Below are 24705 nucleotides of genomic sequence, written 5' to 3' on the forward strand. Positions count from 1 at the left end.
ATTACGAATGGAGGCTCTTCATGAGCGCTGTTATCACGCCTGAAGATTTTAACGATTACAAAGTTGCCGACATGTCCCTGGCTGCCTGGGGCCGTCGCGAAACCATCATCGCCGAGTCGGAAATGCCGGCCCTGATGGGTCTGCGCCGCAAGTACGCTTCCGAGCAGCCTTTGAAAGGCGCAAAAATCCTCGGCTGCATCCACATGACCATTCAGACCGCCGTGCTGATCGAAACCCTGGTTGCCCTGGGTGCCGAAGTGCGCTGGTCGTCCTGCAACATCTTCTCGACTCAGGATCAGGCCGCTGCTTCCATCGCCGCTGCCGGCATCCCGGTTTTCGCCTGGAAAGGCGAGACTGAAGAAGAGTACGAGTGGTGCCTGGAGCAAACCATCCTGAAGGATGGCCAGCCATGGGACGCCAACATGATCCTCGACGACGGCGGCGACCTGACCGAGCTGCTGCACAAGAAATACCCACAGGTTCTGGACCGCGTTCACGGCGTGACCGAAGAAACCACCACCGGCGTACACCGTCTGCTGGACATGCTGGCCAAGGGCGAGCTGAAAATCCCGGCGATCAACGTCAACGACTCGGTGACCAAGTCCAAGAACGACAACAAGTACGGCTGCCGTCACAGCCTGAACGACGCCATCAAGCGTGGCACCGACCACCTGCTGTCCGGCAAGCAAGCGCTGGTCATCGGTTACGGTGACGTGGGCAAAGGCTCGGCCCAGTCCCTGCGTCAGGAAGGCATGATCGTTAAAGTCTCCGAAGTCGACCCGATCTGCGCCATGCAAGCTTGCATGGACGGTTTCGAACTGGTTTCGCCGTTCATCGACGGTATCAACGACGGCAGCGAAGCCAGCATCGACAAAGCGCTGCTGGGCAAGATCGACCTGATCGTGACCACCACCGGTAACGTCAACGTTTGCGACGCAAACATGCTCAAAGCCCTGAAGAAGCGCGCCGTAGTCTGCAACATCGGTCACTTCGACAACGAAATCGACACCGCTTTCATGCGCAAGAACTGGGCATGGGAAGAAGTGAAGCCACAGGTACACAAGATCCACCGTACAGGCCCGGGCGCTTTCGACGCTCAGAACGACGACTACCTGATCCTGCTGGCCGAAGGCCGTCTGGTGAACCTGGGCAACGCCACCGGTCACCCAAGCCGCATCATGGACGGTTCGTTCGCCAACCAGGTTCTGGCGCAGATTTTCCTGTTCGGCCAGAAGTACGCCGACCTGTCGCCAGCCCAGAAAGCCGAGCGTCTGACCGTTGAAGTACTGCCGAAGAAACTCGACGAAGAAGTGGCCCTGGAAATGGTTCGCGGATTCGGCGGCGTGGTCACCCAACTGACCAAGCAACAGGCTGACTACATCGGCGTGACCGTCGAAGGCCCGTTCAAGCCGCACGCTTACCGCTACTAAGACAAGAGCAGCTGCGAGCTACAAGCTTCAAGCGGCAAGCAAGGTCAAAAGCCGGACTTGCCGTGCGAAGCTTGAGAGCTCTGCCCCTATTTCAAAACAGTTTCAGGCAGCAGGTTTCACGCACGAGAGATCAGCGCACCTCCGCTTCTTTCGCAGCGTGTAACTTGCCGCTCGTAACTGGAGGCTCCCTCCATGTCCCAAGAACGCCGCTACAGCTTCGAGTTCTTCCCGACCAAGACCGATGCTGGGCATGAAAAACTGCTCGCCACTGCCCGTCAGCTGGCCACCTACAACCCTGATTTCTTTTCCTGCACCTACGGCGCGGGCGGTTCGACCCGTGACCGCACGCTGAACACCGTGCTGCAGCTGGAAAGCGAAGTCAAAATCCCCGCCGCCCCGCACCTGTCGTGCGTCGGCGACAGCAAGGACGACCTGCGCGGCCTGCTGAACGAGTACAAGGCTGCCGGCATCAAGCGCATCGTCGCCCTGCGTGGCGACCTGCCGTCCGGCATGGGCATGACCAGCGGCGAGCTGCGTCACGCCAATGAACTGGTTGAATTCATTCGTGAAGAAACCGGCAATCATTTCCACATCGAAGTCGCCGCTTATCCGGAGATGCATCCGCAAGCGCGCAACTACGAAGACGATCTCGCCAACTTCGTGCGCAAGGCCCGCGCCGGCGCCGACAGCGCGATCACCCAGTATTTCTTCAACGCCGACAGTTACTTCTACTTCGTCGACCGTTTGCAGGCGCTGGGCGTGGACATCCCGGTCGTGCCGGGGATCATGCCAATCACCAACTACAGCAAACTCGCGCGCTTCTCCGATGCCTGCGGTGCGGAAATCCCGCGCTGGATCCGCAAGCAGCTGGAAGCCTACGGCGATGACAGCCAAAGCATTCAGCGCTTTGGCGAACAGGTCGTCACCGAGATGTGCGAACGCCTGCTGCAAGGCGGCGCGCCTGGCCTGCACTTCTATTCCATGAACCAGGCCGAACCGAGCCTGGCAATCTGGAACAACCTGAAGTTGCCGCGCTAAAAAGACGTAACCGCAGGACCAGGAGATCGCAGTTGCGACAGCGCTTTCAGCGTTTTCGCCGCTGCGATCTTTTGCTTTTAACGCCCGAAACAGAGCTTCTGCGGCCAGTTTCTGGCTCTTTGCCGTTTCTCGTCGTAATCTCAAGCCATGCCTTTGATCACGCAGTTATTCGCCGTGCTGGTTTTTGCTTGCCTGAGCTTTGCGGCTCGGGGCGAGAAGCTGCGTATCGTCACCGAACCGTGGGCGCCGTACGTCTATGAACAGGGCGGCAAGAACCTCGGACTGGACTACGAAACCACCGCCATTGTGTTCAAGCGCCTGGGCATCGAAGTCGAATGGCAGTTCCTGCCCTGGAAACGCTGCCTGTCGATGCTCGAAACCGGCCAGGCCGACGGCGCGCTGGACATCTTCCACAGCGACGAACGCGACGCCACCCTGCTTTACCCGAGCGAACCACTGTCGGACGTCGAGTTCGTGATGTTCTATGCCAACGACCGGCCGCACCCTTTTCACAGCCTTGAAGACCTCAAGGGCCTGACCGTCGGCACCTCGCCGGGCTATCTCTACAGCTCCGACTTTCGCGAATCGACCCTGTTCACCCGCGAGCCGGCCCCGACCCACGAAGCCAACTTCGGCAAACTGGTGCGCGGGCGTATCGACCTGCTGATCACGGATCGCCGGGTGGGCCAGCATTTGCTCGATGAGTTGGGCATTCGCGACAAAATTACCGAAAATCCGACCGTCATCAGCCGCCAGAGCCAGTTTCTGGCCGTGCGGCGCAATGCCGGGATGGATCTGCTGGTGCAGCGCTTCGGCGCCGAGCTCAAGCGTTTCAAGCGCGAACCGGCCTACGCCGAGCTCAGCGCCCGCTACGGCGCGGCCCCCGCCCTGGCGGCGCCGCTGGGCAACGCCACCGCCAGCGGCAAAACCGTTGAGCAGCAGGAAAGCGGCGCGCAGTGATTGCTCTGTTATACTCCGGCGTTCCCGCCAGGCTCACGCCCGGACGCCCGGAACCGTAACAGGCCTCCCGACCCGCTACAGCGCAGCTTCTCAGCCCGCGCGAGCACTCCGGACGTGCCTTCGGAACCGCAGCAGGACCGGACGGGATTGCGTCCTCTTAAACGCCATTCGCGCCAGGCAAGACTCCCATTGGGCCAAGCCCTAACTGAAACAGGATTACTCATGTCCTTTGCTTCCCTCGGTCTCTCCGAGGCTTTGGTCCGCGCTATCGAAGATGCGGGCTATACCGAGCCTACTCCGGTGCAACAGCGGGCCATCCCCGCCGTGTTGCAAGGTCGCGACCTGATGGTTGCGGCACAGACAGGTACCGGTAAAACCGGCGGTTTCGCCCTGCCGATCCTCGAGCGGCTGTTCCCCAACGGCCACCCGGACAAATCCCAGCGTCACGGCCCGCGCCAACCGCGCGTGCTGGTCCTGACCCCGACCCGCGAACTCGCGGCCCAGGTTCACGACAGCTTCAAGATCTACGCCCGTGACCTGAAATTCGTCAGCGCGTGCATCTTCGGCGGCGTCGGCATGAACCCGCAGGTTCAGGCCATGTCCCGCGGCGTGGACGTCCTCGTTGCCTGCCCGGGTCGTCTGCTTGACCTGTGCGGCCAGGGCAGCGTCGATCTGTCCCACGTTGAAATTCTCGTGCTCGACGAAGCCGACCGCATGCTCGACATGGGCTTCGTCCACGACGTGAAGAAAGTCCTCGCGCGCCTGCCGGCCAAACGCCAGAACCTGCTGTTCTCGGCGACCTTCTCCAAAGACATCACTGACCTTGCCGGCAAGCTGCTGCACAACCCGGAACGCATCGAAGTGACGCCGCCGAACACCACGGTCGAGCGCATCGAACAACGCGTCTTCCGTCTGCCAGCCAGCCACAAGCGTGCACTGCTGGCCCACCTGATCACCGCCGGCGCGTGGGAACAGGTGCTGGTGTTCACCCGCACCAAGCACGGCGCCAACCGTCTGGCCGAGTATCTGGACAAACACGGCCTGCCGGCTGTGGCGATCCACGGCAACAAGAGCCAGAACGCTCGCACCAAAGCCCTGGCCGACTTCAAGGCGAATCAGGTGCGCATCCTGGTAGCGACCGACATCGCGGCTCGCGGTCTGGACATCGACCAGTTGCCACACGTGGTCAACTACGAACTGCCGAACGTCGATGAGGACTACGTGCACCGCATCGGCCGTACCGGCCGTGCCGGCCGTTCGGGCGAGGCAATCTCGCTGGTCGCGCCGGACGAAGAAAAGCTGCTGAAAAGCATCGAACGCATGACCAAGCAGAAAATCGCCGACGGCGACCTGATGGGCTTCGATGCCAGCACCATCGAGGCCGAAAAGCCGGAAGCCCGTGAACGTCCGGACATGCGCAACCCGCGCAACGCCCGTGGCCCACGCGGCGACGGCCCGAATGGCGGCGGTGGCGGCGGCGGTCGTAAAGACAAAGGCAAAGACAAGGGCAAGGAAAAACCGGCCGGCGAACGCGGTGAGCGTGGCGAGCGTGGTGAACGTCCTGCCCGTCAACAAAAGCCGCGCGAAGGCACCCAGGCTCGCGAACAACGCCAGCCGAGCCAGCCGCCACGCATCCCGGCAGATCGCGCTCCGGATGAATTCCTCGACGACGATATCGATAATTTCGGCAACCGCGTTGACTACGTGCCGAAGCAGGCTCCGGCCGGTGGCCGTGGTCGCCGTCCTGGCGGTCAGGGCCAGGGCGCAGGTTCGGGCGCGCCACGCGGCGGTCAGTCGCAAGGTCGCCAGAGCGGCCCGCGCAACAGCAACGGTTCGAGCACCGGCACCCCGCCAGGCAAACGCAACGGCCCGCGCAATGGCGCCCCGCGTGACGGCCAGGGTCGTCGCGATGAAAACTCGCGCAACCGCCGCCCGGCCCGTGACGATCAGCAACGCGCTGAACCGGCCGTGCAGAACCCGCGCAGCAGCGGGCCGAAGATCATGCACAAGGAATCGAAAGCCGACCGCTTCCCGACGCCTGAGCAGCTGGATCAACTGCCAAGCCGCCCACGCGGTGAAAAACCGGCCTTGCTGACCCGCAATCGCTGAGTTTTCGACTGCTATGAAAAATGCCCCGGCCTGAAAACCGGGGCATTTTTTTGTGCGTCGCCGAGACGAGCGTTGCCGAAGGCAATAAAAAACGCCCCCGGTCGCAAGACCGCGGGCGTTTTTTATTGCCAGGCGAAAATTACTTCGCTTTGACACCTTCAAACGAGATGTACAGGTCGACGTTGTCGGACTGTGGACCCAGATCCATCATCTTGCCGAAATCAGAGCGCTTGATGCTGGTAGTGCCTTCGAAGCCGGCACGGTAGCCGCCCCATGGATCCTTGCCTTCACCCAGGAAAGTGGCCTTGACCACGATCGGCTTGGTCACGCCGTGCAGGGTCAGGTCGCCGGTGACGTCAGCCGTGTCTTTGCCAGCGGCGTTCTTGCCGGTGGATTTGACGCTGGTGGAAACGAACTTGGCGTCGGCGAATTTGCCCACATCCAGGAAGTCTTTGCTGGCGATGTGCTTGTCACGCTCGGCGTGGTTGGTGAACACGCTGGCGGTCTTCACGTCGAATTCGATCTTGCTGTCTTCAGGCTTGGCAGCGTCGAAGCTGAACTTGCCGCTGATGTCCTTGAAGGTACCCGTGATGTAGCTGTAGCCCAGGTGGCTGATCTTGAAGTCGACGAAGGCGTGCTGGCCTTCTTTATCAACCACGTAGTCAGCGGCCATCACGTTGGCGGACAGAACGGCAGAACCGATTGCCAGAGCGGCCAGAGTCTTTTTCAACATGCTTTGTTTTCCTTTGGAGTCGAGGTTGAACATCAGGCTTTGCGTCCCAGCATTCGTGTCAGGGTCGCATCACGATCGATAAAGTGGTGCTTCAATGCTGCCAACGCATGAAGGCCGGAAAAAATTACCAGCGCCCACGCCAGCCAGAGATGAATCACACCGGCGGTATCTGCCTGATCCGGTAGTCCGGAAACCAGTGCAGGAACTTCAAACAGGCCAAACACCGGGATCCCGACACCGTCTGCGGTGGAAATCAGGTAACCGGCAATCATCACGGCAAACAGACCGAAGTACAGAAATGCGTGGCCGAACTTCGCGCCGAGGCGCGTCATGCGGCTGTAGCTTTCCAGCGACGGCGGCGGCGGGCTGACAAAGCGCCACATCACCCGCAACACCATCACTCCCAGCAGCACCAGACCGATGCTCTTGTGCAGATCCGGCGCGTCTTTACGCCAGGTGCTGTAGTAATCCAGCCCCACCATCCACAAGCCCAGCGCAAACAGCCCGAAGACCGCCAGCGCCACACCCCAGTGCATGAAGATGCTGACCCAACCGTAGCGCGAAGAAGAGTTACGTAGCTGCATTGCCCAAATCCTGTGAGAACTGCGAACCAAGACTAGCGAGTTATCTATCGAATTAAAGCGGAAAATTTTGCTTTGAAATATCGAGAAATACGATCAAGAGTCTTGAACAGGGGAGTTAAGGAAAGATTAAAGACGATTTTGTATCGCGATGTCAGGCGCTGATTGAGCGAAATCTGCTGAGCTCGTAGGGGCCGGGCCATAGGAAAAAGCACCCTCTCTTGAGGGTCGATGACAAGAAAAAAAATCTTTCAGCCAAGCAATATGTATAGCAACTTGTGTGGTCCAGCTTGATTGAATGGGTGCTCGACAACTCGACTCAAAGGTGGAAAACATGGCTATTCGTTACACCCCGTTTCAAGCAAGTGGCTCATCCGTATTACCGCCCAATCAGACAATGTCGCCCGGGCAGTTTCTGACATCCGAGAACGGGCGATTCCGATTGATATTGCAAGCCGATGGCAATTTGTTAATCAAAGATGGCGAAGCTGTAGTCTGGATCGCAGATGCACATCAAGCTTACAGCTCGACTTTGCATAAAAAAAAGATGCGTGAGCCCCTGCAGTTTGTGATCAGCAATAACGGTTTTCTTTATGATGCTTCGAGAAAACGATTATAGATTGCCGAAAGTACACACAGCATCGACAAATCGCTTTGGTACAACACTTGTCTGGTCATGCAGAACGATGGAAATCTGGTGATATACGACCAGCGCACAGGAAGCGTACGTTGGGCGCGCTTCGGCTTCGTCCCTGGCCGCCTCCCGAAGCCAAAACCAAGATGGTTGAGAAAGCTCCCGAACGGGATAGAAATTTATGAATGGAAGCTTTCCTGAGGGTTTCTCTCACCACAGCCAAAAGCCCCTTTTTCAAGAACTTCTGAACAACGGTGGTGGATCGAGACAGTCGGGCTTATATGGATCTATCCGACACTTATGGGCCAACTCTGAATCATGGCCTTTAAGTATCATTCGACCATCTACACAGCCGGACAGTCCGACCCACATAACAATCAGAACCGCTGCTTTCATATCGCCCTCCAAATTTATTGAAGAACATAGAATCAAGCTGAAGTGCGCTCAATCGCTTCTTTCCTGTATTTCTGTGGGAAGTATCCGATACATCGCCGATGTATGTAGGACTGTAGTGCCCTTCAAAACCTGCCAAAGATTCAGGATATAAAAAAACGCGGCCATTGAGCCGCGTTTTTTTGAGCCTGAAGGTTACTGAGCCTTCGTATCAGTGGTTGCCGCCGGTTTGGCCGCTGGCTTCTTCGCCGGTTCAGCTTTTTTCGCTGCAGGTTTGGCTGCAGGTTTTTTCGTTTCGGTCTTGGCCGCCGGTTTCTTCGCTGCAGGCTTGGCTGGCGCTTTCTTCGCCGGCTCGGCCTTCACCGGAGCCGCTGGCTTCGGTGCTTCTACCGGGGCTGGCGCAGGCGCCGGGGTCGGTGCCGGCGCTGGAGCGGCTGGAGCAGGTGCCGGCTCTGGCGCTTTTACTGGCTCTGGCTTCTTGTCGTCGTCCGAACCACCGAACAGGTTGGTGAAGAAGTTGCCTTTCTTCGCTGCCGTGGCCGCACCCGCTGCACCTGCCGCCGCGGCTGCGGTGGCCGCTGCCGGGCCGACCTTGATCGGTTCGAAGGATTTGCCTGCCGCCAGGTCTTCAACCTGACTGGCCGCGCGCTGGCCGGTGCGCAGCGCGCCTTCCAGGGTGCCCGGGTACAAGGTGTCGGTGTGTTCGCCGGCAAACGCTACGCGTTGCAGTGGACGTTCCCACAGGCGCCAGAATTTGCTGATCTGGCCAGGACCGAAGGCCAGGTAAGAGCCGCCAGTCGACGGGTCAGTGCTGTAACGACGGATTTCATAGCCGGTGAACGAGCCACGGGCCTGTGGATAAAAGGCGTGAAGACGGATCAGTACCTGATCGACCATCTGCTTGTCGCCAAAGGCCTGCATGACGCGGGCGTTGTCGCCGGACAGGTTGATCACCACGTTGGCGCCGCCCTTCAGGGCTGGCTCGATCCACAACATGCCCAGGCCGGTGTTGCTGTAGATCTCGCCGGACATCCGCGCCTTGCTTTCCCACACCGGCGTCTTGAACTTCAACATGATCTGGTCGCGCCAGCCGTAGTTGGTGCCCTTGATCGCGGCCAGGTGCTGGGCATCCAGCGCCGGGGTCAGCTGGATCTTGTTGAGGGCGCGCAACGGCACCGCCAGCACGACGTAATCCGCCTGGTAGCCAACGCTGCCGACCTTGACGGTGACGCCATCCTTGTCCTGGGTGATGGCGGACACCGGCGAGTTGGTCTTGATGGTTTTCAGCTGTTTGACGAAGGCCTGGGCCAGCACCGGGCTGCCGCCGACCAGACGCGAAGCGCGCAGGTCACGGTCGGACACGCCGCGATACACCCGGCTCTGCTGCGCGAAATACAGCAGCGACAGACGCGAAGGCTCGTCGTAGTGGGTGCGGATATCCTGGTTGATCAGCTGACGCGCAGTGGCCGGCAGATTCTGCTTGTCGAGCCAGCTCGAGACGTTGATCTGGTCCAGGGCGTGCAGAGTGTTGGTCGCCGCCGGATTCTGCGGGTCGTCGATCGAGCGCGCCAGATCGTCACGGGTTTTCTCGTAGCGCTTGAGCGCTTCGGCCGTGGCCGGTTGTTTGGTGGTGAGGTCGGCGGCGGAGAAATACTCGCCGTCGATCAGGTAACCCGGAGTCCGCACGAATTCAGGGGCTGGCGTGGTGTTCAACTTGAAGGTCGACACGTACTTGTTCAGCACCGGTTGAGTCTTGTCGTTGCCGATCCACTCGCTGGTGGCCATGCCCGAGCGACCGCCCAGGCTCGGTTTGGCTTCGAGCAGCGTGACTTGCCAGCCCTTGTTCTGCAGTTCGTAAGCCGCCGTCAGGCCCGACAGGCCGCCGCCGATCACGATTGCGGTTTTATCCTTGGCCAGCGCCGTAACGCTAAACAGCCCCAACACCACTAGCGCACAGGCGCGCAGCCAACCGACAGACATTCAGCGAACTCCGGAAAAACACGTAGGAAAATGCAGTTTTGCGGGTCATACGACCCAAAGAATCGCGAAGAATACGTCAGCCATCAAAACGCCGCCAGCGACGTCTATCGGCCCGTACAAAGTAGCTCAATCGACACAATGGGTTGTTCCGGCGCGATGCATTGCATAGGCTTGCGCGATTGTTTGCCCGCGCCTGACGCGAGCCGCCTCGAGGAGACTGAATATGGGCCTGAACAACCAGTGGATGCAACGCGATCTCGCGGTGCTGTGGCATCCCTGCACCCAGATGAAAGACCACGAACAGCTGCCGCTGATCCCGATCAAGCGCGGTGAAGGTGTCTGGCTGGAAGACTTCGAAGGCAAGCGTTATCTGGATGCGGTCAGCTCCTGGTGGGTCAACGTGTTCGGCCACGCCAACCCGCGCATCAATCAGCGCATCAAGGATCAGGTCGATCAGCTGGAGCACGTGATTCTGGCCGGTTTCAGCCATCAGCCGGTGATCGAACTGTCCGAGCGTCTGGTGAAGATGACGCCGGAAGGCCTGAACCGGGTGTTCTACGCCGATAACGGTTCGTCCTGCATCGAAGTCGCGCTGAAAATGAGCTTTCACTACTGGCTCAACCGCGGCCAGCCGAACAAGAAGCGCTTCGTCACCCTGACCAACAGCTACCACGGCGAAACCATGGCGGCGATGTCGGTCGGCGACGTGCCGCTGTTCACCGAGACCTACAAAGCGTTGCTGATGGACACCCTCAAGGTGCCGAGCCCCGATTGCTACCTGCGTCCGCAGGGCATGAGCTGGGAAGAACACTCGCGCAACATGTTCGCGGCCATGGAGCAGACGCTGGCGGAAAATCATGACAGCGTCGCGGCCGTGATCGTCGAGCCGCTGATCCAGGGCGCCGGCGGCATGCGCATGTATCACCCGGTCTATCTCAAGCTGCTGCGCGAGGCTTGCGACCGTTACGGCGTGCACCTGATCCACGACGAAATCGCCGTCGGTTTCGGTCGCACCGGGACGATGTTCGCCTGCGAACAGGCCGGCATCCGACCGGACTTCCTCTGCCTGTCGAAAGCCCTCACCGGTGGTTATCTGCCGTTGGCGGCGTGCCTGACCACCGACGAGGTTTACGGCGCGTTCTACGACGACTACCCGACCCTGCGCGCCTTCCTGCATTCGCACAGCTATACCGGCAACCCGCTCGCCTGCGCGGCGGCGCTGGCGACCCTGGACATTTTCGAGCAGGACAACGTGATCGAGCGCAACCGGGCGTTGGCTCAACGCATGGCCTCGGCGACGGCGCATCTGGTGGATCATCCGAATGTCTCGGAAGTCCGTCAGACCGGCATGGTCCTGTCCATCGAGATGGTCAAGGACAAAGCCACGAAAGAGGCTTATCCGTGGCAGGAACGCCGCGGCCTGAAGGTGTTCCAGCATGCGCTGGAGCGTGGCGCATTGCTGCGTCCGCTGGGCAGCGTGGTGTATTTCCTGCCGCCGTACGTAATCACCCCGGAGCAGATCGACTTCCTTGCCGAAGTCGCCAGCGAAGGCATCGACATCGCCACCCGCGAGAATGTCAGCGTGGCGGTACCGAAGGATTTCCATCCCGGGTTCCGTGATCCGGGTTGATTCGGCTTACTTGAGATTTGCAGTGCCTGGACTGCCTCTTTCGCGAGCAAGCTCGCTCCCACAGCGAAATGCATTCTAAATGTGGGAGCGAGCTTGCTCGCGAATGAAGTCGACTCCGATCCAACTGATTCACATCTTTTCAGAGAACCACCATGAGACTGTCCCGCTTCTTTATCGACGCCCCGCTGAGCACCGGCGAACACGAACTGCCGGAAGCCCAGGCGCATTACATCAGCCGCGTGCTGCGCATGGCCGAGGGCGATGCGGTGCAGTTGTTCGACGGTTCCGGCCACGAGTTTCGCGGATCGCTGGTGGAAGTCGGCAAGAAACGCGTGGTGGTGCAGATCGACGAGCAGTTCGCAGGTCAGGTCGAATCGCCGTTGCAAATCCACCTCGGCCAGGGCCTGTCACGGGGCGAGCGGATGGACTGGGCGATCCAGAAAGCCACCGAACTGGGCGTGACCGAAATCACCCCGATCTTCAGCGAGCGCTGCGAAGTCCGCCTCAAGGACGAACGCGCCGACAAACGCCTGCTGCACTGGCGTCAGGTGGCAATCAGCGCTTGCGAGCAATGCGGTCGTTCACGAGTGCCGGTAATTCACCCACCGGTGCTGCTCACCGACTGGCTGAAGCAGACCGAAGCCGAGCTGAAACTGGTACTGCACCCGGTCGCCGAGCCGCTGGTGAGCCACGCCAAACCATCGACCCTGGCGTTCCTGATCGGCCCCGAAGGCGGCTTGTCCGACGCCGAAGTCGAGCAGGCCAAGGCCAACGGTTTCCACGCCGCCCGCCTCGGTCCGCGCGTGCTGCGCACCGAGACCGCGCCAGTTGTGGCGCTGGCGGTGGCGCAGCAACTGTGGGGTGATTTCTAACCCGTCACTGCACCGGATCACTGATCGGTCTGGCAATGATTGCCTTGAGTTCGCTGGTCATCGGGAACTCAAGGTTCAAGCCTTTGGGCGGGATCGGCTGTTCGAACCACTTGCGGTAGATCCCGTTGATCTCCCCCGAGCTGTACAGGTCGGCCAACACACCGTTGACCAGTGCAAGGAACTGCGGATCATCCTTGCGCACCATGCAGCTGTAGATTTCCCGCGACTGCTCCTCCCCCACCACGACCCAGTTGTGCGGGTCGCGCGCCTTGGCCCGTTCGCCGTAGAGCAACGCATCGTCCATGTAGAACGCCGCCGCGCGCCCCGATTGCAGCATCTGGAACGCCTCGCCGTGATCCTTGGCACTGATCACGAACATGTTCAATTTGTGATCGAGGTTGTAGCTCTTCAGATAGCGTTCGTTGGTGGTGCCGGCGGTGGTCACCACGTTCTTGCCGCGCAGGTCATCGAAGCTGTGGATTGCGCTGTCCTTTGCGGTCAACAACTGGCCTTTGACGTAGATGAAACCGTAGGAGAACGCGACCTGCTTCTGCCGTTCGGCCGTCACTCCGGTGGAGCCGCATTCAAGGTCGACCGTGCCGTTCTGCACCAACGGAATCCGCGTCTGCGAGGTCACCAGGTTGTACTTCACCTTCAGCTCCGGCAGCGCCAACTGCTGTTTGATGCGCTCGACGATCCTGTCCGCCAGTTCCACCGAATACCCCATTGGCTGCCCGGTGTGATCGCCCACATACGAGAACGGCACCGACGCATCGCGATAACCCAGGGTGATGCTGTTGGCGCTGGCAATCTTGCCGAGCGTACCGGTCAGCGGCACTTCATTGGCCTGTGCCTGGGCGCCGATGAACAGCGCCAGTGTGCAGCCGAGCAACGTGATTTTTTGCATTGTTATTCTCCGTTGTGGGTGGGGTGTTTTAGCAGAAAACGTCACGCCGCACGGGGATTGAACCCGTGCAGATCAATGGATGTGCGTTGCTGGCCGATCAGTTCGCTGAGCAACTGCCCGCTGCCGCAGGCCAGGGTGAAACCGAGCGCACCGTGGCCGAGGTTGAGCCACAGATTGCGATACGCCGTGGCGCCCAGCAGCGGAACGCCGGTGGGCGTTGCCGGACGCATGCCGGCCCACTCAATGGCGGCGTCATAGTGGCCGGCGTCGGGAAAGGTGTCGCGGGCCTGGCGTTTGATCAGCGCCAGTCGCTCGGGGTCCACCGCCGGGTCGAAACCGACGATGTCGACCATCGCCGCCACGCGTAACTGTTCGCCGATGCGGGCGTAGACGATCTTGCGGTCGTAGTCGGTGATACTGACGTCCGGTGCCCGGTGTTCACTGCCAATCGGTACGGTCAGGCTGTAGCCCTTCAGCGGATACAGCGGCAGGCGCAGGCCGGGCAGCGCCAGCAACGGGCTGCGATGGCCGGCGGCGATTACCAGTTGTTCGACCGGGAGGGTTTCTTCGCCAAGTTCGATGGCCGTGACGGCGCCGTGGCTATGACGGATGCCGGTGACTGCCTGACCGAGGCGAAACTCGCAGCGGCCCGACGCGTTCAATCGCGCCGCCAACTGTTGGCAGAAACCGTGGCAGTCGCCGATCTCTTCATCCGGCGTGTAGATCGCGCCCACAAACGGCGCCTTGGCCAATGCCGGTTCCAGTTGCGTACATTCGGTGGCGGACAACACCTGCTGTTGCCGCGGATCGGCCAGGCCCTTGCGCGCATGGTCGAAGCTGGCGGCGTTGCGGAAGGTCACCAGTTTGCCGTTGCGCCGCCAGTTGAAACCGGCCAGCCCGTCGTCCTCGCGCCAGCGTTTCAGCGTGCTCTGGCTGAACAGCGCCAGACGTAACAGATGCGCGGCGTTTTCACGATTGACCGAGGTGCGGCAGGCGGCGAGAAACGACGCCATCCAGCGCCACTGCGTCGGGTCCAGGCGCGGGCGCAGCTTCAGCGGTGAATCGCCACGCAGGATCCAGCCGATCGCCTGCAGCGGCACACCGGCATCGGCCAGCGGCGCAACATAGCGATAGGACAACTGGCCGCCGTTGGCGAAGCTGGTTTCGCTGCCCAGCGACTGCCGCGCCTCGACCACTGTCACTTCGAAGCCGTCGCGCACCAGCGCATAGGCCGTTGCCAACCCGATCACGCCGCCGCCGATGATGCACACACGCTGAGCCATGTCCGTCCTTAATCGCTCTTGAAGACGAGACCGAGGTTAGGGCGAGGTGACAGGCGCCGAACAATGAATAAAGATGCCAGACCTATAAACCAAGGTTATGGACTTGCCATGCGCCTTCGCCACATCGAGATTTTCCAGGCCATCCGCCAGACCGGCTCGGTCAGCGCCGCTGCGCAATTGCTGCACGTCTCGCAACCGGCGGTGACCAAGGTGCTGCAGCACGCCGAGCAGCAGTTGGGCTTTCCATTGTTCCTGCGGGTGCGCGGCAAGTTGCAGGCGACCCCGGAAGCGCTGGAGCTGGAGCGCGAAGTCGACAAGGTCACCGAAAGCCTGCAAAGCGTGCGGCGTCTGGCCCAGAGCCTGCGCCGCGAGCCCGGCCATAGCCTGCGGATCGGCGCGACGCCTGCCCTGGCGCTGTCGTTGCTGCCGCCGGCGATCCGGCAATGGACGGCGCAGTTCCCGGACATCGCCTGCGAACTGTCCAGCGCCCACAGCCGCGAGCTGATGCAGAACCTGCTGATGCGCGAAGTGGACGTGGCCCTGACGTTGCAGTTGCCGGATCATCCAGGGCTGAAGGCGCAGGCATTGGCAGTGGGCGTGTTGGTGGCGCTGGCACCGAAAGGTTATTGGCCAGAGGAAGACGCGGGTCAGCCGTTGTCGCTGATGGCCCTGGCTGGTGCGCCGCTGATCGGGCTGTCCAGCGCCGACCCGCTGGCCGCCCGGCTCGACAGTTATCTGGAAGCCGTCGAGCCCCCGCCTCGGGTACGGATCGCCGTGCAGACGTACTCACTGGCGCGAGCGATGGTGGAGTCCGGCGCCGGGGTGGCGGTGATCGATCCGTTCACGGCGCTCGGTGCTTCGCCGACCAGCACTGTGATCCGCCCTCTCGCCCCGCCGCTGCCGATCACGCTGTACGCGGTAACTCGCGCCACTGAACCGCCGCCGCATACCCTCGGCGACCTGTTGCAGATATTCAGCAGCCGCGCGCAGATAGAACTGCAAAACCTGGGCCCTGCGGGAGCGGGCTTGCCAGCGATTGCGCTGGCCCCTTCAACACCTGAGTGACTGACAGTCCGTCACCGCGGGCAACCCCGCTCACGCAAGGTTTTGGGTGATCTACAGGACGTAAAACAGAATCGCCACAAAGTGCAGCAGACTCCCGGCGATCACGAACAGATGCCAGATCCCGTGGGCATGCCGTAACCGATGGTCGAGGGCGAAAAAGATGATCCCCACGGTATACAGCACGCCCCCCGACGCCAGCCAGGCAAACCCCGCAGTCCCCAGCGCCGCAATCAGCGGCTTGACCGCCACCAGCACGATCCAGCCCATCACCGCGTAAATCACGATCGACAGGATCCGCGCCTCGGAGCGCGGTTTGATCTCTTGCAGGATGCCGATCAGCGCCAGGCCCCAGACAATCCCGAACAACGTCCAGCCCCACGGCCCGCGCAGGGTCACCAGGCAGAATGGCGTGTAACTCCCGGCGATCAGCAGGTAGATCGAAAAGTGATCGACCTTCTTCATGATCGCTTTCTTGCGCCCGCGCACGCTGTGGTACACGGTGGATGCGCTGTAGAGCACCAGCAAGGTGAAGGCGTAAATCGCCACGCTGACGATCTTCCACGGGCTGCCGTCGAGGCTGGCGATCACCAGCATCCAGACGCCCCCGACAAACGCCGCTACCGCCCCGACCAGATGCGTCCAGGCGTTCAGTTTTTCTCCGTGATACATGTGTCGCACACCTCGATTTCATTACCGCAGCGCGCAAGGCTCGGGCCTTGAGCGTAAAAGCGCAATGTTTCCGTTCAACGCGGGCCTGCGCCTGTCCTGATATTTGGGCACAATCGACCGATACCAAGAAGAGTCCGCGCCATGCTGATCGACGAAGAATTGACCCTGAAGAAACTCGAGGTGTTCCTCGCCTTCATGCGCACCGGCAACCTCGCCCGCGCCGCCGCCGAGTTGCAGACCAGCAACGTCAGCGTGCACCGCGCAATCCATTCGCTGGAAAGCGCCCTGCGCTGCCCGTTGTTCAAGCACGAAGGGCGCAACCTGACGCCGCTGGAAAGCGCCTTCGTACTCGAAGAGCGGGCGCAGAAGCTGATTCAGGACGTGGTCGAAAGCGTGCGCCTGACCCGCGAAGCCGCCGGGTTCTCGGCCGAGCGTTTCAAGCTCGGCTCACTGTATTCGCTGACGGTGAAGACCGTGCCGCAGCTGATCATGGGTTTGAAGATCCGCCGCAGCGAACTCAACATCGACCTGATCCTGGGCTCGAACATCGACCTGCTCTACAAACTGAAAAACATGGAAGTCGACGCGATCCTGGTGTCGCTGGACGACACCGTCAACGACCCGGACTGCGAACAGATTCCGCTGTTTTCCGACGATATCTTCCTCGCCACCCCGGCCGATTCCCGTTTTGCTCAGCGCAGCGAAGTGGACCTGGCGCAGGTGCGCGATGAGACCTTCATCACCCTCACCCAAGGCTTCGCCACCCATCAGGACGGCGTCCGGGTGTTCAGGCAAGCGGGGTTCGAACCGAAGGTGGCGATGCAGGTCAACGACATCTTCACCCTGCTGAGCATGGTCAGCTCCGGGGTCGGTTATGCGTTGCTGCCGGGGAGGATTGCGGCGGTGTACGAGAACCGGGTGAAGCTGATTCCGTTGCAGGAGAAGTACCGGTTGCAGCAGCACATCGGCGTGGTGTTTTTGAAGGCCAAGGAGCGGGATCCGAATTTGCTGGCGTTGCTGGCGGAGTGTCGGATGTATGCCAATCGCCAGGTCTCCCAATGATCGTTCCCACGCAGAGTGGGAACGATCACCCATCATCGTCCTAGCCCATCAAACCACGCATCAGCAGAAACAACAGCGAAGGCCCGAGCAAGCATCCAAGTGCGGTATAGAACGCCGCCGTCAGGCAACCGTAAGGCACCAGTTTCGGATCGGTGGCCGCCAACCCTCCGGCCACACCACTGGACGTCCCCATCAAACCGCCAAAAATCACCGCACTGCGTGGGTTGTTCAGACCGATCATCGGCGCCACGAACGGCGTCATTACCATCACCAGAATCGCCTTGATCAACCCTGCGGCGATAGACAGCGCCATGACCTCGGAACTCGCGCCAATGGCCGCGCCGGTTACCGGTCCGACGATGTAGGTCACCGCCCCTGCGCCAATGGTCGTCAGACTCACCGCATCGGTATAACCGAATGCCATCGCCACCCCGACCCCGGCAACAAATGACGTGCCCACGCCGACAAACAACGCCAGCACACCAACAAACCCGGCCCGCTTCAGCTCATCGACACTGACGCCAAACGCCGTGGCAACAATCGCGAAGTCCCGCAGCATGGCGCCGCCAAGTAAACCGATACCCGACAACAACGGAATGTCCACGACCCCTTTCTGACCGCCAGTCAGGGCTCCGCCGATATACGACAGCACCAAGCCGAGCAAAATGGCGATGGCCGAGCCGTGCAGACGGCCCTTGGTGAAGGTGTTGGACATCCAGTAGGACACCCACATGGTCAGGCCGACAATCAGGAAACCGCTGATCAGCCCGTAGCCGGTGATGACTTTCATCATTGATTCGTACATGGCGCTCACCCCGCAGTCTTGGCAGGTGTGATCGGCGCCGGTTCCTTGTTACCCAGGCGCACCAGCACCGGCACCAAGGCAAAGGCAATGACCACGGCGAGCGTTCCCGCAAGGATCGCCATCGGCCCGCCCTTCAGCGCGCCGTAAACATTCTGTTGCGCGGCCATGGCGACCACGATCGGAATGTAGATCGCACTCCAGAACTCGACGCCCTGTTCGGTCTTGCCCTTGAGCCAGCCACTTTTGTTCAAGTAACTGCCCAACCCGATCAACAGCAGCATCGCAATACCGACACCGCCGACATTGGCCGGCACGCCGATCAACTTGCCGAGCAGTTCACCGACCCAGATACCCACCAGCGTACAAAAGGCGAGAAACGCCACACCGTAAATAATCATTGTTGTAGTCCTCAAAGTGCATCGTCGAATGTTGTTTTTGTTGTTCGAAGCCTGAGTCGGTGATTTAGGGTCGTCGGCCCTCCTCCTCTCGCAACAGCGCCTGCAAGGTGTCGAGCCGGGCACTGTCGAAGGCAGTGACGGTCCCCTGTTCGAACACCCGGCGCGCCAGCCCGGTCAGCACCGCACCGGGCGGCAGTTCGATCTGTAGTCGCACGCCGCGCTCGTAGGCGCTTTGCACGGTGCCGCGCCAGTCCACCACGCGGCACATGTTGAAGGCGAGGTCGTCGCGCAGCGCTTCTACCTTGGTCACAGGCCTTGCGCGACTGCCGCTCAGGTAAGCGATTTTTGGTGTTTTCAGCTCTACCTGGGTGAACGCCTCGGCGAGGGTTTGTGCCGGCTCATCCAGCAACGGGCAGTGGGACGGCACGCTGACCGCCAGACGTTTTGCCAGCCCGGCGCCACGACTGCGCGCCAGCTCGGCCACTGCCCGCATTGCCTTGTCGCTGCCGGCAATCACCACCTGGTTATCGGCGTTGATGTTGGCCAGGTAGACCGGTGTATCTGCGCTGTGCACCTGAGCCAGCAAATCTTCGACTGTGGAGAGTTGCAGACCGATGATCGCGGTCATCCCGAAGCCCTGAGGATAAGCCTGCTGCATCAACTCGCCGCGCAGGCTGACCAGATGCAACGCATCGCTGAAGCTCAACGCTCCCGCGACCACCGCTGCCGGGTACGCACCGATGGACAGGCCGGCGACGTAATCGGCGGTAAGTCCGGCCTGCAACAATTGCCGCGAAGCGGCGACGCCGGCGATCAGCAGGCAGAGCTGAACCGCTCGGGTGCTGCGTAACGCTTCGCCGGAATCCAGCCGCAAGACGTCTTCACCGAGGCTGTCGCTGGCCTCGATCAGCGTTTCCCGAGGCAAACGCTGGAGCATGCCGGGCTGCTGCGCGCCCTGACCGGGAAACACCAACAGGCTGGTCACGCTGCCAGCTCCTGCGGGTTCCACGGATCGCTCACCAGACAGGCTTCATGGGCGTTTTTCAGCAGCACCCGCGAAGTGTTTCCGGCCCACTCGCGCAGGGCGACAGCACCGAATGGCGTCTGCAACTGCATGTCGACCCGGCAGATCGCCTGATCGAAAACCGCCACCAGTTCACGTGCCTGGTGACGGGTGATGAGTTGCGGTGTACGCAGGATCAGATCGAGATCACTGGCTTCGTGCATGGCCGCAAAACCGCTCGCCAGTTCAAACCCGACACTGCCACTGACACCCCAGACCCAGCCGCAATCATCGAGCATCGAGCGCAGTTGCCGAAGTGCCTGCATGACCGGCAGATCACGCTGGCTGTCGACCTGACAAAGCGCTTCCGGGCTGACCCGGCAAGCAATCGAATCGAGCGCCATGAACGCCGCCAACCGCTGCTCACGCAAGCGACCGCGCACGCCCACCGCCACGAATCCCTCCTCACTCAACGCCCGCCGCACCACCACCGGTTGCCCGGCAGCCAGCGAGTCAATCGCCCACTGCGGCGCATCCGCCGGCAGTTGCGCCGGCGTCATGCCCCACAGCAGGTCGTGGGCCAGAGGCGTGTTCACCACTGCGCCCTCAACAGTTCACGCACGCGGCTGGAGGCTTCGCGATTTTTCGCACCGAGACGATTGCTCAAATCCGTCGCGCCAATATCGCCGATCGCCTGCTTCAGGCATTCGCCGACCCGCGCCAGATCCTCCGCCGTCGGCTGCTCGATCTGCTGCACCGACAGGGTTTCCCAGAGCAACCCGAGACTGGCATAGCTGTCGATGTCATAGGCCATCGGCGGCACGCTGGACGCCAGGGTTTCCAGTTCTTCGACGCTGCGCAAGGTCACCCGCGCCGCCGAAGCCTTGCCCATCGCATGCACCATCACCCCCGGATCACGCAGGGCGATCAAGCGATTAGCCTGATAACCGTGAGCGAGAAACGCCCCTGACATGGCCTTGCCCACCAGCAGCGCTATCACTGGGTGCCCGGCCAGACGCGCGCGAGCATAAGCGTCCGCCGCACCGGCCAGAGCCTGGTGAATGCCGAGGGCTTCTTCGCGGCGACCGTAGGCCTGGCTCGGCACATCGACGATGGCGATCAAGGGACGCTTTTGCGGTTTATCACGGTCGGCGGTGATCGCATCATCCACAGCCTTGGCCAGACCCCAGCCTTCGAGCAACCCGACTTCGCCGTTGCGAGCGCGAGGGAAACGGTTTTGCGGATCGGCGACCACTGCGATAAACCGCCCGAGCTCACCATCGGCGACCTTCAACGAGGGCGGCAAACCCTCAACGGCCTTCGCGCCCGCACTCAAGGCGTTGAACCAGTTCAAACCGCGCACGGAATAACCACTCATGAGCGCTCTCCTTGATACAGATCGCGAACCACCGAAGGCTCGATTTGCTTGTCAGTGTCCAGGCTCGTCAGGCGTTGCAGGAACCACTCGGCCCGTTGACTGCGCGGTTGTTTCGGCAGGCCTTGGTGCAGCAGCTCGCCGACCTGATGGCGAATCTGCGCCACGTCATCAGCGGCATAACGGTCTACCAGGCCACTGGCGAAACGTTGCTCGCCACCGGTCAGGCTCCAGATGAAGGGCCGGTCGCGGGAGTCGTATTCCTCGATCCCGGCTTCCTGCTCGATCACCTGCGGACCGTTCAGGCCGAGGCGTGCTTCCTGGGTCACCAGCAAATAGCTGCACAGTGCGGCGGCAATCGACATCCCGCCAAAGCAACCGACGCTGCCGGCCACCACGCCGACCACCGGTTGGTAACGCTGCAGATCGACAATCGCCGCGTGTATATCGGCAATCGCCGCCAAGCCAAGGTTGGCTTCCTGCAGACGCACACCGCCGGTTTCCAGCAGCAGGATGGCGCGGGTCGGGATGCCTTTGCGGTTGTCTTCGGCGGCCAGCTCCAGCGCGCCGGCGATTTTCGCGCCGCCGACCTCACCGAGACTGCCGCCCTGAAACGCGCCTTCAATCGCCGCGATCACCACCGGCAAACCGTCGAGGCGGCCCTTGGCGATCACCACACCGTCATCCGCCTGCGGCACCACGCCCTGACGCTCGAGCCACGGCGACATGACGCGTTGAAACGGGTCGAGCAGTTCGCGGAAGGTGCCGGCGTCGAGCAAGGCTTTCGCCCGCTGCCGTGCGCCGAGTTCGACGAAGCTGTGTTTGTGCAAAAGTGTTGAGGTGTCAGTCATGGCCGATCTCCTCGAAGCCTTGCTCCAGACGCAGGCGCACCACGCCCGGGGTCGCGCCGAAGTCGTGGATATCGATGGCCATCGCCGGTGGCGTGGTGCCGTCGAACATCCGCGCGAACAGGTGCTGCCAGCGCTGCTGCGCGCCGTTGACCGAGGTCTGCACGTTGATCGTCAGCTTGCCGGCCAGGCCCGGTTCGATCAGCACTTCCAGATCGCCCGAGCCGACACAACCGACCAGCGCGCGACCGCGCGGCGGCTGCCCGGCGGGGAATTCAAAGGATAAGGTTTCCATCAAAACGCTCCCTGAAGGATGCCGTCGCGCTCGATTCGATCAAGCAGCAGGCTGGCGGCGAGCAAGTCGGCGGCGCCACCGGGCGAGGCATTCAATGCGATGAGTTGTTGATCCAGTTCATGCAGGCGGCGGCGACCGGTGAGGCTGGCGCTGCCACCGGCGTCGAGCACGGCCTGGGCGCCGTGCTGCATGGCGTGCAGGCCCTGTTCGCCGGCGCGGTACAGGACGCAGGTGTCGGCGAGCTCAGTCATGATCGCCAGCAAGCCATCGAGCCGGGCGTTCTGTTCGCCATGGCCGGCGGCGCGGCTGCGTTGGAGCTGCGGCAAACCGCGCTGCACCACCGACGGGAAACCGAGCTGCGCTTCTTCCCGGGCACCGCGAGCGCCGTAGCGTTGGGCGACTTGCGCGCCATGGCTCAGCGGGCGCGGCGCATGACGGTCATCGAGCAATGCCAGGCGCGCAGCGCGCAGGGTAACGGCGCCAGCGCTGGTGGACCTGGTGTCCAGCGCAGCAGCCGTGACCAGCAGGCCCAGCGCCCAGATCGCCCCGCGATGGGTGTTCACGCCGTGGGTGGTGGCGAGCATCGCTTGCTCGCCTTCCCGGCCGATGCGGCCAATGGCTTCGCGCAGCGGCAAGCCGATCTCGCCGAACTCGAGCGCGGCCTCGGCCATTTCCTTGAACGCCGGCCACAACGCCAACGCCGAGGCGTGCATCAATCCCAAGTGCAGATCGGTGTGCGCACCGTTGCCACGTCGGTCCACCAGCGCCGGTTTCGGCGACAGGTCGGCTTCGTCGATCAGCGCGTCCACTGCCAGGTCCGCCAGCCGTTCCGCGAGGGTGATGGTTTTCGGTTGCAGGTTGAGTGCGTGCATTACCAGCTCCTGAACTTGGCGGGCGGGTTATAGAGGCCGCCGGACCACTCGACCAGATCGGCCACGCTTTTCGCCGCCAGCAATTCGCGGGTGGCGTCGGTGCGACGGATGCCAAGGTCTTCGGGCAAGGCGATCAGGCCTTCGCGGCGCATGCGTTCAGTGTCTTTCGGGTTGTGACGCAGGCCGATGGCCGTGACGCCGGCGACCGCAGCGATCATCGCCTGACGCTCTTCCAGCGAGCGCGCCTTGTACAGGTAGGCGATGCCCTCTTCGGTCAGCAGGTGAGTGACGTCGTCGCCGTAGATCATGATCGGCGCCAGCGGCATGCCGCTTTTCTTCGCCACCTCAACCGCGTCGAGGGTTTCGACGAAGGTCGGTTTGCCGCCCTCCTGGAACGTCTCGACCATCTGCACCACGAGTTTCTTGCCACGCTCGAGCATCGGCTGCTGCGAATCGTCATGCCGCATATCGAGCCATGCCGGAGTGCCGTGACGGCGACCGCGCGGGTCGTGACCCATGTTCGGCGCGCCGCCGAAACCGGCGAGACGGCCACGGGTCACGGTGGAGGAATGGCCGTCGCCATCGACTTGCAGGGTCGCGCCGATGAACAGGTCTACCGCGTATTGCCCAGCCAGTTGGCAGAACATCCGGTTGGAACGCAGCGAGCCGTCGCGCCCGGTGAAGAACACGTCCGGGCGAGCGGCGATGTAGTTTTCCATGCCCAGCTCGGTGCCGAAGCAATGCACGCTTTCGACCCAACCACTTTCAATCGCCGGGATCAAGGTGGGGTGCGGATTGAGCGTCCAGTTACGGCAGATCTTGCCCTTGAGGCCAAGGGATTCGCCGTAGGTCGGCAGGATCAATTCGATGGCCGCGGTGTTGAAACCGATGCCGTGGTTCAGCGACTGCACGTTGTGTTTTTCGTAGATGCCGCGGATCGCCATCATCGCCATCAGCACGTGTACAGGCTTGATGTGGCGAGGGTCGCGAGTGAACAGCGGTTCGATGTAGAACGGCTTGTCCGCCACCACCACGAAATCGACCCACGATGCGGGGATGTCCACGCGAGGCAGTTCGCTGACGTCGTCCACCAGTTGGTTGACCTGGACGATGACGATGCCGTCGCTGAAGGCTGCCGGTTCAATCAGCGCCGGGGTGTCTTCGGTGCTCGGGCCGGTGTAGATGTTGCCGGCACGGTCGGCCATGAACCCGGCCGAGAGCACGACGTTGGGAATCAGGTCCACCACCAGCCGGGCGTAGAGTTCGATGTAGGTGTGGATCGCGCCGACTTCCAGCAGACCGTCTTCGAGCAACTGGCTGATGCGCAGGCTCTGGGTGCCGGCAAAGGAGAAATCGAGTTTGCGGGCGATGCCGCGTTCGAACAGGTCCAGATGCTCTGAGCGACCGACGCTGGGCATGATCATGTGCAGGTCGTGGAGCTTTTCAGGATCGGCCCTGGCCAGAGAGCGCGAGAGGAAATCTGCCTGCTTCTGGTTGTTGCCCTCCAGCACCACACGGTCGCCGGGCAGGATCAGCGCCTCAAGCGCCGCGACGATCCTGTCGGTGGGCAACACCGCACCGTCGGCCAGCCCGCGCACCCTGTCGAGGCGCCGCTGCTTCTCGTCACGCCGCCGCGTCCAGCGCGAGTCGGGGGATATTGTTGTTGTCATGCTCACTCCACGGGTTCGCTGTCGTGGAGCTACCTTAGGAGTGTCAGGTGGGGGCATCAATCAAGCGCGGTGGCAAACCGTTACGGTCAGCGT

The 24705-nt window shown here is 61.7% G+C and carries 24 protein-coding genes; 9 read left to right on the top strand and 15 right to left on the bottom strand.

Features of this window, described 5'->3' with window-relative positions; translation table 11 throughout:
- Positions 1–20 precede the first annotated feature (20 nt).
- The 4 genes from ahcY (at position 21) to CAF73_RS13050 (ending at position 5537) form a co-directional block, all read left to right on the top strand.
- Positions 21–1430, top strand: coding sequence for an adenosylhomocysteinase (gene ahcY / locus CAF73_RS13035; RefSeq protein ID WP_085702889.1), 1410 nt, complete (start codon positions 21–23; stop codon positions 1428–1430).
- Between the two features lie 192 nt (positions 1431–1622).
- Positions 1623–2468, top strand: a complete 846-nt coding sequence (metF, locus tag CAF73_RS13040) for a methylenetetrahydrofolate reductase [NAD(P)H] (RefSeq protein WP_085697823.1) — start codon at positions 1623–1625, stop codon at positions 2466–2468.
- A gap of 147 nt (positions 2469–2615) precedes the next feature.
- Positions 2616–3428 (top strand): ABC transporter substrate-binding protein, encoded by an 813-nt coding sequence (locus CAF73_RS13045; RefSeq protein WP_085697824.1) that lies wholly within the window; start codon positions 2616–2618, stop codon positions 3426–3428.
- A gap of 222 nt (positions 3429–3650) precedes the next feature.
- On the top strand, positions 3651–5537 hold the full coding sequence (locus tag CAF73_RS13050; RefSeq protein ID WP_085702890.1) for a DEAD/DEAH box helicase: 1887 nt from the start codon (positions 3651–3653) through the stop codon (positions 5535–5537).
- A 139-nt stretch (positions 5538–5676) separates the two neighbouring features.
- On the opposite strand, the gene CAF73_RS13055 is transcribed toward CAF73_RS13050, so the two are convergent.
- Positions 5677–6270: a YceI family protein gene (locus CAF73_RS13055; RefSeq protein ID WP_085697911.1), complete on the bottom strand. Its 594-nt coding sequence runs from the start codon at positions 6268–6270 to the stop codon at positions 5677–5679.
- A 32-nt stretch (positions 6271–6302) separates the two neighbouring features.
- Positions 6303–6854 carry a cytochrome b gene (locus CAF73_RS13060; protein WP_085697826.1) on the bottom strand — a complete coding sequence of 184 codons (552 nt, stop codon included), beginning with the start codon at positions 6852–6854 and terminating at the stop codon, positions 6303–6305.
- A 331-nt stretch (positions 6855–7185) separates the two neighbouring features.
- On the opposite strand from CAF73_RS13060, the gene CAF73_RS30460 reads away from it, so the two are divergent.
- Positions 7186–7470 (top strand): hypothetical protein, encoded by a 285-nt coding sequence (locus CAF73_RS30460; protein ID WP_256574684.1) that lies wholly within the window; start codon positions 7186–7188, stop codon positions 7468–7470.
- 603 nt (positions 7471–8073) lie between these two features.
- On the opposite strand, the gene CAF73_RS13070 is transcribed toward CAF73_RS30460, so the two are convergent.
- Positions 8074–9858 (bottom strand): flavin monoamine oxidase family protein, encoded by a 1785-nt coding sequence (locus tag CAF73_RS13070; RefSeq protein WP_085702891.1) that lies wholly within the window; start codon positions 9856–9858, stop codon positions 8074–8076.
- A gap of 223 nt (positions 9859–10081) precedes the next feature.
- On the opposite strand from CAF73_RS13070, the gene CAF73_RS13075 reads away from it, so the two are divergent.
- The gene (locus CAF73_RS13075) at positions 10082–11488 is read left to right on the top strand and encodes an adenosylmethionine--8-amino-7-oxononanoate transaminase (protein WP_085702892.1); all 1407 of its coding nucleotides are present in this window, start codon (positions 10082–10084) and stop codon (positions 11486–11488) included.
- 152 nt (positions 11489–11640) lie between these two features.
- The gene (locus tag CAF73_RS13080; RefSeq protein WP_085702893.1) at positions 11641–12360 is read left to right on the top strand and encodes a 16S rRNA (uracil(1498)-N(3))-methyltransferase; all 720 of its coding nucleotides are present in this window, start codon (positions 11641–11643) and stop codon (positions 12358–12360) included.
- 4 nt (positions 12361–12364) lie between these two features.
- Here CAF73_RS13080 and CAF73_RS13085 read toward each other — a convergent pair whose 3' ends face one another.
- Complete coding sequence (locus CAF73_RS13085; RefSeq protein ID WP_085702894.1) at positions 12365–13267, bottom strand: transporter substrate-binding domain-containing protein; 903 nt, start codon at positions 13265–13267, stop codon at positions 12365–12367.
- A 41-nt stretch (positions 13268–13308) separates the two neighbouring features.
- A complete protein-coding gene (locus CAF73_RS13090; RefSeq protein WP_085697831.1) occupies positions 13309–14550 on the bottom strand; it encodes a D-amino acid dehydrogenase in 1242 nt (413 codons plus the stop codon).
- Positions 14551–14658: 108 nt separating this feature from the next.
- On the opposite strand from CAF73_RS13090, the gene CAF73_RS13095 reads away from it, so the two are divergent.
- The gene (locus CAF73_RS13095) at positions 14659–15615 is read left to right on the top strand and encodes a LysR family transcriptional regulator (protein ID WP_085697832.1); all 957 of its coding nucleotides are present in this window, start codon (positions 14659–14661) and stop codon (positions 15613–15615) included.
- Between the two features lie 51 nt (positions 15616–15666).
- Here CAF73_RS13095 and CAF73_RS13100 read toward each other — a convergent pair whose 3' ends face one another.
- Positions 15667–16284, bottom strand: coding sequence for a hemolysin III family protein (locus CAF73_RS13100; protein ID WP_011336351.1), 618 nt, complete (start codon positions 16282–16284; stop codon positions 15667–15669).
- Between the two features lie 141 nt (positions 16285–16425).
- On the opposite strand from CAF73_RS13100, the gene CAF73_RS13105 reads away from it, so the two are divergent.
- On the top strand, positions 16426–17346 hold the full coding sequence (locus CAF73_RS13105; RefSeq protein WP_085697834.1) for a LysR substrate-binding domain-containing protein: 921 nt from the start codon (positions 16426–16428) through the stop codon (positions 17344–17346).
- A 40-nt stretch (positions 17347–17386) separates the two neighbouring features.
- Here CAF73_RS13105 and madM read toward each other — a convergent pair whose 3' ends face one another.
- The 9 genes from madM to mdcA all read right to left on the bottom strand — a co-directional run bounded on the left by madM (position 17387) and on the right by mdcA (position 24612).
- A complete protein-coding gene (gene madM / locus CAF73_RS13110) occupies positions 17387–18151 on the bottom strand; it encodes a malonate transporter subunit MadM (protein ID WP_085697912.1) in 765 nt (254 codons plus the stop codon).
- Positions 18152–18156: 5 nt separating this feature from the next.
- The gene (gene madL / locus CAF73_RS13115; protein ID WP_025109166.1) at positions 18157–18549 is read right to left on the bottom strand and encodes a malonate transporter subunit MadL; all 393 of its coding nucleotides are present in this window, start codon (positions 18547–18549) and stop codon (positions 18157–18159) included.
- A 64-nt stretch (positions 18550–18613) separates the two neighbouring features.
- Positions 18614–19534, bottom strand: coding sequence for a malonate decarboxylase subunit epsilon (gene mdcH, locus CAF73_RS13120; RefSeq protein ID WP_085702895.1), 921 nt, complete (start codon positions 19532–19534; stop codon positions 18614–18616).
- Positions 19531–20151 (bottom strand): malonate decarboxylase holo-ACP synthase, encoded by a 621-nt coding sequence (locus tag CAF73_RS13125; protein ID WP_085702896.1) that lies wholly within the window; start codon positions 20149–20151, stop codon positions 19531–19533. Before CAF73_RS13125 ends, mdcH begins: the two co-directional genes overlap by 4 nt.
- Positions 20145–20930, bottom strand: a complete 786-nt coding sequence (gene mdcE, locus CAF73_RS13130; RefSeq protein WP_085697838.1) for a biotin-independent malonate decarboxylase subunit gamma — start codon at positions 20928–20930, stop codon at positions 20145–20147. Before mdcE ends, CAF73_RS13125 begins: the two co-directional genes overlap by 7 nt.
- Complete coding sequence (locus tag CAF73_RS13135; RefSeq protein WP_085702897.1) at positions 20927–21778, bottom strand: biotin-independent malonate decarboxylase subunit beta; 852 nt, start codon at positions 21776–21778, stop codon at positions 20927–20929. Before CAF73_RS13135 ends, mdcE begins: the two co-directional genes overlap by 4 nt.
- Positions 21771–22070: a malonate decarboxylase subunit delta gene (locus CAF73_RS13140; protein ID WP_003229075.1), complete on the bottom strand. Its 300-nt coding sequence runs from the start codon at positions 22068–22070 to the stop codon at positions 21771–21773. The genes CAF73_RS13135 and CAF73_RS13140 overlap by 8 nt, the downstream gene beginning before the upstream one ends.
- Positions 22070–22942, bottom strand: coding sequence for a triphosphoribosyl-dephospho-CoA synthase (locus CAF73_RS13145; RefSeq protein ID WP_085697840.1), 873 nt, complete (start codon positions 22940–22942; stop codon positions 22070–22072). Before CAF73_RS13145 ends, CAF73_RS13140 begins: the two co-directional genes overlap by 1 nt.
- Positions 22942–24612, bottom strand: a complete 1671-nt coding sequence (gene mdcA, locus CAF73_RS13150; protein WP_085697841.1) for a malonate decarboxylase subunit alpha — start codon at positions 24610–24612, stop codon at positions 22942–22944. Before mdcA ends, CAF73_RS13145 begins: the two co-directional genes overlap by 1 nt.
- Between the last annotated feature and the right edge of the window lie 93 nt (positions 24613–24705).

It is taken from the genome of Pseudomonas sp. B15(2017) (assembly GCF_002113215.1).
Classification (GTDB): domain Bacteria; phylum Pseudomonadota; class Gammaproteobacteria; order Pseudomonadales; family Pseudomonadaceae; genus Aquipseudomonas.